This window comes from Paenibacillus sp. J31P13 (assembly GCF_056269295.1).
On sequence record NZ_JBWDNR010000005.1, the window covers coordinates 403459 to 416142 of the forward strand.

Consider the following 12684-nt stretch of genomic DNA (forward strand, 5'->3'; position numbering starts at 1 on the left):
AAACATGTTTGTCGATAAAGCGAAGATATTTGTAAAAGGCGGCGACGGAGGCGATGGTATCGTATCCTTTCGCCGAGAGAAATATGTAGAGCAGGGTGGTCCTGCTGGCGGCGACGGCGGTCGCGGCGGCGATTTGATTTTCCAAGTGGACGAAGGCCTTCGCACATTAATGGATTTCCGCTATCAGAAGCATTTCAAAGCAGACCGCGGAGAACGCGGCAAAGTGAAGAGCATGCATGGAGCAGGAGCAGAGGATACAATCGTACGCATCCCTCCAGGCACAATTATTGTAGATGATGATACACAAGAAATTATTGCGGACATGACTCATCACGGTCAGAAGATCGTTATTGCTAAAGGCGGACGTGGCGGACGTGGAAACATTCGCTTCGCTACGCAAAACAATCCAGCTCCTTACATCTCCGAGAACGGTGAAGAAGGACAAGAGCGCTGGATCGTGCTTGAGCTTAAGGTTATGGCTGATGTTGGTCTTGTAGGCTTCCCGAGTGTTGGTAAATCCACATTGCTTTCAGTTGTATCCGGCGCGAAGCCGAAGATTGGCGCTTATCATTTTACAACGATTACACCTAATCTTGGTGTAGTTGATGTAGGAGATAGCCGCAGCTTTGTAATGGCTGACTTGCCAGGTCTGATCGAAGGTGCGCATGAGGGTGTTGGACTTGGACATGAGTTCTTGCGTCATGTTGAACGGACACGGGTTATTATCCATGTGATCGACATGTCTGCATCTGAAGGACGTGATCCTTTCGATGACTGGCAGAAGATTAACGAGGAGCTGGTACTCTATAATGAGAAGCTGGCTGATCGTCCGCAAATAATTGCCGCAAACAAAATGGACATGCCTGACTCTGCGGAGCAGCTTGAGTTATTCAAGCAGCAGCTGGCTGAAGTAAGCGGTGATCGTCAATACGAGATTATGCCAATTTCTTCTCTAACGAAGCAGGGTATTCAAGAGCTGCTTTACAAAGCGGCTGACGTTCTTGATACCGTATCCGATCAAGTTGAGATTAATGACGTGAAGGATGTATCGGAACGGAAAATCTATACCTATGAGAAACGCGATGAGACAACATTCGCTATTCATAAGGAAGATGAAGTGTATGTTATCGTCAGCGAAGGCATCGATAAATACATGAAGCGCATGAATTTAACTTCATACGATGCAGTCATGCGTTTTGCGCGTACGATGCGTAAAATGGGTGTAGATGCGGAGCTTCGTAAAATGGGCGCCAAAGACGGCGATCTCGTTCAAATAGGCGACTTCTCCTTCGAATTTTTTGAAGGAAGCGACTATAACCCTAACGGCTAGACAACAAACCCAAATAGTTAATAAGAAGACGGCGAAAGCCGTCTTTTCTTGTTTTGCCTATTGCTCCAACTCGTTATTTTGTATATAATGTCCACTATAGATGAACAATTGTCTTTGTAGGGAGGACTAATAGTGACTAAACGCTATTTTGTCGTTCGAGAGGACATTTTACCCGAAGCGATCATGAAGACGCTGCAGGTAAAGGAAATGCTCAGTCGGGGCGACGGGTTAACAGTCCATGAGGCGGTTGAACGAGCGGGAATCAGTAGAAGCGCCTTCTACAAGTATAAGGATGGCGTCTTCGCGCTTAATGAGCTGGAAAGAGAACGAATCGCTACGATATCGATGGATTTGGATCATCGTTCCGGCGTGTTGTCGACTGTGCTCAGCATGGTTGCCAGCTTGAATGGAAATGTACTTACGATGAATCAAAGTATTCCACTTCAAGGTTTTGCTAATGTCGTCATTTCTGTCGATATTTCACAGCTTGCAGGGGAATTGTCAGCACTTGTAGATTTGCTTCGCAGTCAAGCAGGTGTGAGAAAAGCTTCGGTCATCGGTCAAGGATAATGTGAACATAAGATATGGAGGGTATATATGAAGCCGGTTAAAGTAGGTCTATTGGGTTTAGGAACAGTTGGAACAGGTGTTGTTCGTATTGTAGAGGGTCATCAGGAGGATCTGGTCAGTCAAGTCGGTTCACCTATCGTTATTGAGAAGATTCTTGTACAAGACAAAAATAAATCGCGTAATATTGCGATCGATTCGAATAAGTTGACTGAGGATCCTTGGGAAATTATACGTCACCCTGAAATTGATGTGATTGTAGAAGTAATGGGCGGAATCGGTCTTACTAAGGAATACATTATGGAAGCATTGGCTCTAGGCAAGCATGTTGTTACAGCAAACAAAGATTTAATGGCCTTGCATGGACCAGAAATATTGACAAAGGCAAAAGAAAATCGCTGTGATGTCATGTATGAAGCAAGTGTTGCCGGCGGTATCCCAATCATTCGTACACTGGTTGAAGGTTTCTCTTCAGATCGCATTACGAAGATCATGGGTATCGTCAACGGCACAACTAACTATATTTTGACAAAAATGAGCCAAGAAGGCGCATCCTATTTGGACGTTTTGAAGGAAGCACAGGATCTAGGCTATGCGGAATCAGATCCAACTTCTGATGTTGAAGGGCTTGATGCTGCTCGCAAAATGACTATTCTTGCTACAATTGGCTTCCGTGCCAACGTAGCGCTTGAGGATGTTTCTACACAAGGTATTTCTGCAGTTAGCAAAGAAGATATCCTTTATGCGAACCGCCTTGGCTATGAATTGAAGCTGCTTGGCATTGCAGAGCGTCAGGATGACCTCATAAGCATTAGCGTACAGCCTACGATGGTGAAGAAGTCTCATCCAATCGCATCGGTTAACGGCGTGTTTAACGCGGTTTATGTGTATGGTGAAGCTGTAGGTGAGACCATGTTCTACGGCGCAGGCGCTGGTGAGCTTCCAACAGCTACTTCAATTGTATCCGATCTTGTTGCTGTAGTGAAAAACCTGAAGTTGGGCGTTAACGGCATGCAGGGAAGCTTGGCTTACAAAGAGAAAAAATTGAAGACAGACGAGCAAATTTCTTCTAAATATTTCTTGCTGCTTCAAGTAGCGGATCGTGCTGGTGTTCTTGCCCGCATTACACAAGTGTTCGCTAATTTCGAGGTTAGCTTGGAATCCGTGCTTCAGCAGCCAAATCCGACTAATCCAGAAGCAGAGATTATCGTCATTACACATGATGCGAATAAAGCTGCTATTCAAAAGGTACTTCAAACATTCGAATCATTGGATGTCGTTCATCAAGTGAAGAGCGTCTATCGCGTAGAAGGTTAATCGGTATGAATAATCGAAGAATTATCGTTAAAATACCAGCAAGCACAGCAAATTTAGGTCCAGGCTTTGATACGCTTGGGATGGCACTCTCGTTATATGCGTGGATCGAAATGAGCGAGGCGGAACAAACGGAATTTCATCTCTATGGCGATCAGATGAAAGGCTTGCCTCGTGACAAATCGAATCTGATCTATAAGGTCGCTCAGCTTGTTTTTAAAGAAGCTGGCGTATCGGTGCCAGAGCTTTCTATTTCCATGCACAGCACTATTCCGTTAACACGTGGATTAGGCAGCAGTGCGTCTGCCATTGTAGGAGCTCTAGTAGCAGCAAACGCACTTATTGGCAGCCCGCTCTCTGATAACAAGCTATTCCAAATGGCAACGGCACTTGAAGGGCATCCAGACAATGTAGGCGCTTCGCTGTTTGGCGGAATTGTCGTTTCGGCTTGGGATGGTGAACAAGCGGATTATGTCCGCATACAACCGCACATCAAGCTGGAGACGCTGGTTGCCATACCAGCGTTCCAGCTCTCTACAGAGAAGGCGAGACATGCTTTGCCGACGCAAATTAGTATGGCAGACGCTGTATTTAACGTCGGACGCAGCTCTTTGCTCGTCGCAGCGCTTGCCAGCGGTGAGCTGGGTATCATTCGCCATGCCATGAAGGATCGGCTGCACCAGCCTTACCGTGCAGCCTTGATTCCCGGCATGACAACGATTCTGGAGAGCGCAGTCGAATATGGCGCGCTTGGCGCTGCACTCAGCGGAGCTGGACCGACGCTGATTGCTTTTGTTGATGCGGATTGCACTACGAAACAAGAGCTGGAACAGTTCTTGGTTCAGACGTTGAAGAAAGAGGGCATCGAAGCCGAGACGTTATGGCTGTCGCCATGTGCTCAAGGTCCGCAAGTGATTGTCGAGGACATGACAGATCAACCGGCATTATCGTTGATGGATAGAATTAAAGGGGACGTTAAGGCATGAATACGGTAGCAGTATTACCAGCCGGCTCTGTTTCAGATGAGGCAGCTAGACGTCTGTTTCAGGGAGAAGAAATAAATTGGAAGCATCACCGGCTGATTTCAGATGTCTTCTTGTCAACGGTTAACGGAATAAGCGACTACAGCGTTATTCCCATTGAGAATACGATTGAGGGCTCTGTTAGTCTGCATATGGACTGGCTTGTACATGAGGTAGATCTTCCCATTCAAGCGGAGTGGATTTATCCCTCTATTCAAAACCTTATTGGCAGACAATCTGAGTTTTTAAATGACTCAGGCGAGTTGGATTACTCTGGTATTACTAAAGTAATCAGTCATCCGGTAGCAATTGCTCAATGCTTGCAGTTTTTGCGAACTCATCTCCCGCATGCGGAAACGGAGCATGTGAGCAGTACAGCTGAAGGCGTTCGGATTGTGCGAAATAATCCCAATACCGGCCTCGCTGCGATCGGTACGATGACGGCTGCTACAAATGAAAAGCTGGATGTGTTGGCAAATGGCATTACAGACCACGACAACAATTATACGCGTTTCCTGTTAGTAGGTATGAAGCCATATACAGCTCGTCAATCGGATAAAATAAAAACAAGTATATTAATTACGTTGCCTGAAGATTTTCCAGGTGCGCTGCATCAGGTGCTTTCTGCTTTCGCTTGGCGCAAAATCAACTTGTCTCGAATCGAATCACGCCCAACGAAGAAGAAGCTTGGCAATTATTATTTTTACATTGATATTGAAATGGCGCTGGATACCGTGCTGCTGCCTTCAGCTATTCAAGAAATTGAAGCTATTGGCTGCCAGGTACGCATTTTGGGCAGCTATCCTAGCTTTGAAGATTACAAAACCTTATAAAATGGTCTTACAGCAGAGTAAAAGCCGAGTTCACTCCAAAGTGTGCTCGGTTTTTACTATTTTTTTTGTGAAATAGGAGACACCTGCCTATGTTCTGCATAAGATGTAAGGATTGATAGCAGGCACATGCCGTGCCGAGTTATTCAGAACGTGACAGGAGGGTATCAGCGAGTGAAAATCCATATTGTCAAAAAAGGCGATTCACTATACTTTATCGGGCAAAAGTATAACGTATCGTTGGAAGAAATTTTGAAGCTGAATCCGGGAATTACGAATCCGGATGTCATCGAAGTTGGCACAAAGCTCAAAATCCCATCAAACCACTCAGGAGGTTCACATGGTGGCGGTGGCGGTGGAATGGACATCATGCATCAGCATATTGTGAAGCAAGGAGATACGCTTTGGAAGCTATCCAAAGCGTGGGGAGTGCCGCTTGCGGATATGATTAAAGCAAATCCGCAGCTTAAAAATCCAAACGTGCTGCTTACTGGCGAAATAGTGAACATACCTAAGGCTGGCAGTGAGATTCCAGTAACGCAGTCTCAGCCGGGAACTGCTGGACAACATCACGCCCTACATCCTACATCCATTATGCAAGGGGTGCAGGGTTGGGTAGGAAAGCTATCTACAGCTCCGATTATCGGTAAATCGAATACGGCGCCTGTAGCTCCAGTTGCACCTGTTGAAGAGAAAAAACCGACTGCACCGATCGAGAAGCCAGTTGCTCCTATTCAAGAGAAAAAACCAACTGCACCGATCACAAAACCAGTTGCACCTATCCAAGAGAAAAAACCTAATGCACCAATTGTTAAGCCTGTAGCACCAGCACCGTTGCCTGCTCCAAAGGCAGCCGCTGTAGAACCAGCGAAAAAAGCGCTGCCGATCGAAAAGCCCGTTGAGAAGAAGCTTAATCCGATTCATTCTGAATATAAGCCTAACGTTGATCTATTTAAGCAATACGGTATTCCTGCAACAGAGGTTTTGTCCTTGTATGATTTGCCTAAGACACCTGAGGTGAATGCTCCAATTGCACAGCAGTCTAATGCCGGCTATGGTTATGGTCAGCCAATGGCAATGCCAGCTCAAATGGGTTACGGACACCATCAACCTATGACATTGCCTGCTCAAACGGGCCATGGTTATGGCGGATGGCAGCAGCCAACTCCTTTTGGCAATATGGTTAGTCCGCAGAACACTGGAAATGAATCACCGTATGATTGTCCTCCCGGAACGGTATATGTAGGCAGTTATTCTACTCCATCCGTTATGCCGCTTGGCGCAGGAGCAGGCTGGGGCTATGGATATCCTATGGGCAATCCAGTTCAAGGCCAAAGTGAGAACAATAATATGTTAGGAGGGACTTCGGCATCTCCTAATCAAGGTCCTATATCTCCGCTTTCGGCAAATTCAAATGCAAGCAACCTTTCACCGCTTGCAGCTGGACCGAACCAAGGCATGGTATCGCCAATGTCCAACATGCCGAACTCAGGCATGGTATCACCAATGTCCAACATGCCGAACTCAGGCATGGTATCACCGATGTCCAACATGCCGAACTCAGGCATGGTAGCACCGATGTCCAGTATGCCGAACTCAGGTATGGTATCACCAATGTCCAACATGCCGAACTCAGGCATGGTATCGCCAATGTCCAGTATGCCGAACTCAGGCTGGTTGTCTTCAGAATCAAATATGCCAAACCAAGGCATGGTGTCGCCAATGTCAAATATGCCGAACCAAGGCTGGGTATCGCCAATGAGCAATGAGCCGAACCAAGGCTGGGTATCGCCAATGAGCAATGAGCCGAACCAAGGCTGGGGTTCGACATTGGGTATGCAACCGAATCAAGGCTGGGTGTCCCCGCTGGCAACGGAGCCAAACCAAAGCATGCTCTCACCAGCCAATATGAATGATTATAGCTATTATGGAAATGGATACGGTCAAGGAATGGCATCCCCTGCCAACATGCAGCATGAATATGGTTATGGTCAAGGCCACGGTTATACTTCCGCAGCTGCAGGCTTTCCTCCTTATCCGCCATACCCGCCATATCCTGCATGGCCGCAAACGGCAGGCGTAAGCAATAAATCCGATTGCGGCTGCAAAGGTGATCGCTCAGAGCCTGCTCCCGTTAAACCAGCAGTTGCAGAAACGTCTAAAGCGGTTAAATTAGCAGCGCCGAAAAAAAATACAAAGAAAGCAGTTATCCGCACGGTGGCTTCTCGTCCAAGTACGAAGAAGCGCGGTAATAATCCGTGGATTAATCGCTAATCCAGCTTTGTACAAAAGCTTCTGCACTCTCCTATATGGAGGTACAGAAGCTTTTTTTTATGAAGAAAAATGGAGAAAATGCTATGAATCATACAAATAGAATATTTATGTAACATTGGAGCATACTATCAAAAAATCTAATGAAGGGGTCTTCCTCATGATGGAATTCAGCCTTTGGAAAAACCTAAGGAAAAGACTACGCCGCAAACGTCGACCTATGTGGATGCTCGGTTGTATGTTATTAAGTCTGCTGATTGTTTGGCTGCTACAAATCAATTCTTATAAGGCAATGGCTGCTTCACCTGACGAAGAGAGCCAATCCCTAACGGTACAGGAGCTGAAAAATCAAAAGGAACTATTGTCTGTGAAGCTTCATCGCGTTTACGTCTGCGGAGATGAATATAAACCGATGGGCTTCATGATGGCGGACCAGCTTTTGGAGCTAATGGTTGTTCATCCAGAATGGAAGGCAATGCTGGGAGCTCAGAACAACACTGTTTTTTTAGAAGAAAAAGTAGAGGACCTCTCTGAGCATTGCAAAGCGAACGCATATATGGGCTTAGATAAGGAAGGGAATTTAACGCTGTATGATGGCGTGCCAAAGAAAGAAAAGGTTGTTCGGACTTTCTTTCAGCTTGATGTTGATTACATGGAGAGCAGTCTTCCGCAAGAAAAGCTAGATCGGCTTGCCAAAGGCATTCGCATTAGCGACATGGATGAATACAATAGCGTCCTGTCTACTTATAGCGACTATGCGAAGGAGCTTAATCAGAAGGTTATGAAGCCAACCTATTAACAGGTTACTGTAAAAAAGAGGACATGCTGTCGCAGCATGTTCTCTTTTTTATGCCTATTTGCCAAAATATCAAACGCGCGTTCTCATTCCCGCCAACTTTTGCTATAATGGTTGAAGCAACTTTTGCTTCGCGCAACGATTTAACCCTTTTCGAAGCAAGATTCACCATGTAAATTTTTAAGGAGTTGGCGGTTTGCGCGTTCTTGGCATTGATCCTGGTATTGCGATCGTAGGTTTTGGATTTATAGATAAAGTCGGACATAAGCTTATTCCTGTTCAATATGGAGCGATTCAGACGGAGGCTCACACGCCGCCTGAACAGCGATTGCTGCAGGTATATGAGTCTACGTGCGCATTGATGGATAAATATAAGCCGGATTCAGTTGGCATTGAGAAGCTGTTTTTCAATCGAAATGTAACGACTGCTTTTGATGTGGCTCAAGCGAGAGGAGCCGTTATTTTGGCTGCTGCACAGCGGGGCTTGCCCATTGGTGAATATACACCTCTCCAAGTTAAGCAAGCGGTTGTCGGCTATGGTAAGGCTGAGAAAAAACAAGTGCAAGAAATGGTTAAAATGTTTCTTAAGCTGTCTGCCGTTCCAAAGCCCGATGATGTAGCAGATGCGCTTGCCGTTGCCATATGCCATGCTCATTCTGCTGTCCTGACACAGAAAATAAATGAGGTGAAATAGTATGATTGATTTTTTAAGAGGGCTTGTTGTTCATATTGAATCGGAATATATTGTTTTGGATGTAAGAGATACAGGCTATCGTGTCTTCACCCCCAATCCATACGCATTCGCCAAAAAAGAAGAACCAATTACCGTATATATTCATCATAATGTCCGTGAAGATGCTATTTTATTGTTTGGCTTTGAGACGAGGGAGGAACAGACCTTGTTCCGTAAGCTGCTTGAGGTATCTGGAATTGGACCTCGTGTTGCGTTAGGCATTTTATCTGGCGGACGGCCTGATGCTGTTATAGCGGCGATACAGCAAGAGAATATAGCATTCCTGACGAAGCTGCCGGGAATCGGGAAGAAAACTGCGCAGCGCATGATACTGGATTTGAAGGACAAGCTGATTGGCGCTGGGCTGGACGGCGGATTGCTTACAGCAGCAGGCGTAGCACTCGATCTTTCATCGAGTCGTCATTCCGGTCAAGGAGCAGGAACAGCATGGTCGGAAGCACGTGAGGCGCTTGCCGCACTCGGCTATACAGCAGCAGAGCTGGACAAGGCATGGAACGGTCTACAGAATAGCGTTACAGCAGAGGAAACGGTCGATTCGCTAATGAAGCGGGCTTTGCAGCAGCTGTTTAAAGGCTGATCGGAAGGAGATGAACGCAGGTGGATGATAGAATCATTTCCGCAAACCTGATGATGGAGGATCAAGCGGTAGAGCTTAGCTTGCGTCCTCGTTATTTGGCTGAATATATTGGGCAGAACAAAGCCAAGGAAAATTTGAAAATATATATTGAAGCAGCGAAAATGCGCAAGGAAGCACTGGATCATGTGCTTCTTTATGGACCGCCGGGACTAGGCAAGACGACGTTGTCCAACATTATTGCGAACGAGCTTGGTGTAAGCTTGCGAACAACGTCTGGACCCGCAATTGAACGTCCTGGTGATCTTGCTGCTTTACTGACGAATCTGCAAGAGGGCGATGTGCTGTTTATCGATGAGATTCATCGCTTGCATCGTACGGTTGAAGAGGTGCTCTATCCAGCAATGGAGGATTTTGCTCTCGATATCATGATAGGCAAAGGACCAAGCGCACGCTCAGTTAGACTCGATTTGCCGCCCTTTACTTTGATAGGCGCTACTACGCGTGCTGGATTATTATCCGCACCGCTGCGTGATCGTTTTGGAGTCGTTAGCCGTCTTGAGTTTTATACAATAGACGAGCTTGCTTTTATCGTGGCAAGAACCGCTGAAATTTTGGATGTCAGCATCGTCGGTGAAGCCGCATCAGAGATTGCGATGAGATCTCGCGGAACCCCGCGTATTGCGAACAGGCTGCTGAAGCGTGTACGTGATTTTGCGCAGGTACGAGGCGACGGGGTCATCACGCATGATATCGCTCGTTCGGCGCTAGAGCTGTTGCAGGTAGATCCAAGAGGTCTTGATAATATCGATTATAAAATGCTGCAAGCCATGATGACTACCTTTGCAGGACGTCCTGTTGGTCTTGATACGATCGCTGCAACAATCGGGGAAGAAAGTCAGACGATTGAAGATGTGTATGAGCCCTATTTAATGCAAATTGGCTTTTTACAGCGCACACCGCGTGGGCGAATAGCGACTGACAGCGCATATCAGCATCTCGGATTGCCTATTCCGGGAAGATAAGTTTATAATCTTATATCAAATTTTTCGATTATGTTTTTGATTAATAGATAAGCGCAGTTATCATCTAAAGGGGGAGTACGGAGTTGAAAGTGAAGAAATCGATTAAGCGACTAATGATCATGACTATTGCCATTTTGCTGCTAGCGTCAACGTGGACAGCTTCTCCATCACAAGCGGCCGTTCCTAAATTGGAGGACATACGCATCGCTTTATTTATGCAGTTACCAGGTTATTATACCGAAACAACTCCTATGGCAACATTCTCATCAGCTGGGGGTTTAGGGATAGGATTCAGGCAGCCGGATGGAATAAGTCAGTTGATTAGCGTACCGGCGAATTCACAAGTTCGTTTTACTCTTGACGATTACAAGGTGAAGGTTTATGAGTCTACGAACTTCTCTACTGCATTAGCTGTTTTGAAAAGATTACAAGCGGCCAAAGGGTCGGCGTTCCTTACTTCACTTTCCAAGAACGGAGCCATTACTTATGTGGTAACGGAAGGTACATATGGGACAGCTGCTGAAGCTGCTGCAGCACAAAATAAATGGCAGGCTGACAGCGAATTAACGAAGCTTGTTGCTGGGTTTAAAGCGGTAGCGCAAGGTCCTCTTCATCTTGAGACCGCGCCTCTTGCAAGCAAAGAGGCTGCTGTAGCTGAAGCCAGTACATTCGGTGCAGTTGGTTTGGATGCTTATGTAGCCGTTCGCGAGCTGCAAAAGGGTGTAGCAAGCTACTCCGTAATGGTTGGTGCAGCTGTAACGGCTGCAGAATTGCAAATCGTTAAGGCCGCAGCTGCAAAAGCGCCTAATGGCGGTAATCTAGCTGAATCTGATACGCAGGGCAGTTATATGCAGCTTCGTTATGATCATACGGTTAGTACAACGGCTGAGAAAACTTCCGAGCTGTACTTTTATGGAGGCACTGCTGTGAAAGTGGCTGTATCACCTAGCAGCAGCGAACCGATTAAGTTTAACGAAAGAAGCAATCGCACTTATCGCGGATCCTTTGAGCTTAGTGCTCTTAATGCAAAAATGGCTGTAATCAATGAGCTTCCCTTTGAGCAATATTTATATTCCGTTGTCGGTGCAGAGATGTATACGACATGGCCGGCAGAGGCTCTTAAGGCACAGGCTGTTGCAGCACGTTCCTATGCTTTAAATAAAGGATTTGGATTTAAAATCGCTCATGTTGTAGATACAACATTAAGCCAAGTTTATTACGGTACAGGCTATGAACGCCCATCGACTATCGCCGCAGTAGAGGATACAGCTGGAGAGGTCGTATTGTATAATGGGAAAGTAATTGAAGCTATTTTTTCATCAAACGGCGGTGGAATGACGGCTGATGCGAAAGAGATTTGGAATAACTCGGTTGCCTATTTGCAGCCTGTAAAGAGCCCAGACAGCTCATCTGAAGTTGGATTGAAATATTGGTATAGAGTTGTTCTGCCAAGCGGAGCTATTGGATACATTCGAGAAGATTTACTTGATGATACCAGCCGCAAAACGGAAGCTGGAAGTCGTATTTTACAAGTCAATACGAATGGTACTAAGGTACGGAAGCACCCTATTATTCAAGATACAGTGGCAGTTGTAGCGCAAGCAGATAGCGGAACGCAGGTAGTCGAACTAGAAAAGACAATAGAATCGAACCCTATGTCGTGGGTGCGAGGTCCTTTCTCTTCGCTCGAGATGCAAACAGCTATTAATGCAAAGGTGAAAGCGAAGCTTGGATCAGCTGTTTCATCGTTAGTGGTTAGTCAACGCGGTGCCTCTGGCCGTGCGACTGAAGTAACGGCGAACGGTCAGATTCTGGATGTTAAATCGGATGCATTGCGCGGAGCACTAGGTGTACAAGGTTCATTGCCGAGCACGTTATTCCAAATTGAAGAGACGGCAAAGGTTGTTATGGTTGGCGGAGGTTCCGCTACAAGAACAAAACCGTCTAACAGTGCCCCTGTATATACGATTGGTGCAGGCGGTAAAGTGACAGAAGCTGCCAATGCTAACCTCTTTATCTTAGATGGTAAAGGACAGCTTCGTGCAGCAACAAAAGAGCCTTCATACCGCTTTGTAGGTACAGGCTACGGTCATGGCGGCGGCTTATCGCAATACGGAGCGCTAAGCTTGGCACAGCAAGGGTATGACTATCAATATATTTTGAAATACTACTATAAAGATGTAACCATCGCTAAGGAATGA

Annotated in this window: 11 protein-coding genes; all 11 read left to right on the forward strand. The window is 46.2% G+C overall.

Annotated elements, in window-relative coordinates; all coding sequences use genetic code 11:
* Positions 1–4 precede the first annotated feature (4 nt).
* The 11 genes from obgE (at position 5) to AC0YOD_RS19145 (ending at position 12684) form a co-directional block, all read left to right on the forward strand.
* The gene (obgE, locus tag AC0YOD_RS19095) at positions 5–1330 is read left to right on the forward strand and encodes a GTPase ObgE (protein WP_475800914.1); all 1326 of its coding nucleotides are present in this window, start codon (positions 5–7) and stop codon (positions 1328–1330) included.
* A 132-nt stretch (positions 1331–1462) separates the two neighbouring features.
* A complete protein-coding gene (locus AC0YOD_RS19100) occupies positions 1463–1900 on the forward strand; it encodes an ACT domain-containing protein (RefSeq protein WP_475800915.1) in 438 nt (145 codons plus the stop codon).
* 27 nt (positions 1901–1927) lie between these two features.
* Positions 1928–3214: a homoserine dehydrogenase gene (locus tag AC0YOD_RS19105; protein WP_475800916.1), complete on the forward strand. Its 1287-nt coding sequence runs from the start codon at positions 1928–1930 to the stop codon at positions 3212–3214.
* Between the two features lie 5 nt (positions 3215–3219).
* A complete protein-coding gene (gene thrB / locus AC0YOD_RS19110) occupies positions 3220–4197 on the forward strand; it encodes a homoserine kinase (protein WP_475800917.1) in 978 nt (325 codons plus the stop codon).
* Positions 4194–5066, forward strand: coding sequence for a prephenate dehydratase (pheA, locus tag AC0YOD_RS19115; RefSeq protein ID WP_475800918.1), 873 nt, complete (start codon positions 4194–4196; stop codon positions 5064–5066). Before thrB ends, pheA begins: the two co-directional genes overlap by 4 nt.
* A 171-nt stretch (positions 5067–5237) precedes the next feature.
* Entirely contained in the window at positions 5238–7337 is a 2100-nt protein-coding gene (locus AC0YOD_RS19120) for a LysM peptidoglycan-binding domain-containing protein (RefSeq protein ID WP_475800919.1), read from the forward strand.
* 157 nt (positions 7338–7494) lie between these two features.
* The gene (locus AC0YOD_RS19125; RefSeq protein ID WP_475800920.1) at positions 7495–8133 is read left to right on the forward strand and encodes a BofC C-terminal domain-containing protein; all 639 of its coding nucleotides are present in this window, start codon (positions 7495–7497) and stop codon (positions 8131–8133) included.
* Between the two features lie 193 nt (positions 8134–8326).
* Entirely contained in the window at positions 8327–8824 is a 498-nt protein-coding gene (ruvC, locus tag AC0YOD_RS19130) for a crossover junction endodeoxyribonuclease RuvC (RefSeq protein WP_475800921.1), read from the forward strand.
* 1 nt (position 8825) lies between these two features.
* Complete coding sequence (gene ruvA / locus AC0YOD_RS19135) at positions 8826–9461, forward strand: Holliday junction branch migration protein RuvA (protein ID WP_475800922.1); 636 nt, start codon at positions 8826–8828, stop codon at positions 9459–9461.
* Positions 9462–9481: 20 nt separating this feature from the next.
* Positions 9482–10483, forward strand: coding sequence for a Holliday junction branch migration DNA helicase RuvB (gene ruvB, locus AC0YOD_RS19140; RefSeq protein ID WP_475800923.1), 1002 nt, complete (start codon positions 9482–9484; stop codon positions 10481–10483).
* A gap of 89 nt (positions 10484–10572) precedes the next feature.
* Positions 10573–12684, forward strand: a complete 2112-nt coding sequence (locus AC0YOD_RS19145; protein WP_475801032.1) for a SpoIID/LytB domain-containing protein — start codon at positions 10573–10575, stop codon at positions 12682–12684.

Coding starts and splice junctions, on each gene's coding strand:
- pheA (WP_475800918.1), top strand. CDS start 4,194: ATGAATACGGTAGCAGTATTACCAGCCGGCTCTGTTTCAGATGAGGCA.
- obgE (WP_475800914.1), top strand. CDS start 5: ATGTTTGTCGATAAAGCGAAGATATTTGTAAAAGGCGGCGACGGAGGC.
- AC0YOD_RS19105 (WP_475800916.1), top strand. CDS start 1,928: ATGAAGCCGGTTAAAGTAGGTCTATTGGGTTTAGGAACAGTTGGAACA.
- thrB (WP_475800917.1), top strand. CDS start 3,220: ATGAATAATCGAAGAATTATCGTTAAAATACCAGCAAGCACAGCAAAT.
- AC0YOD_RS19125 (WP_475800920.1), top strand. CDS start 7,495: ATGATGGAATTCAGCCTTTGGAAAAACCTAAGGAAAAGACTACGCCGC.
- ruvA (WP_475800922.1), top strand. CDS start 8,826: ATGATTGATTTTTTAAGAGGGCTTGTTGTTCATATTGAATCGGAATAT.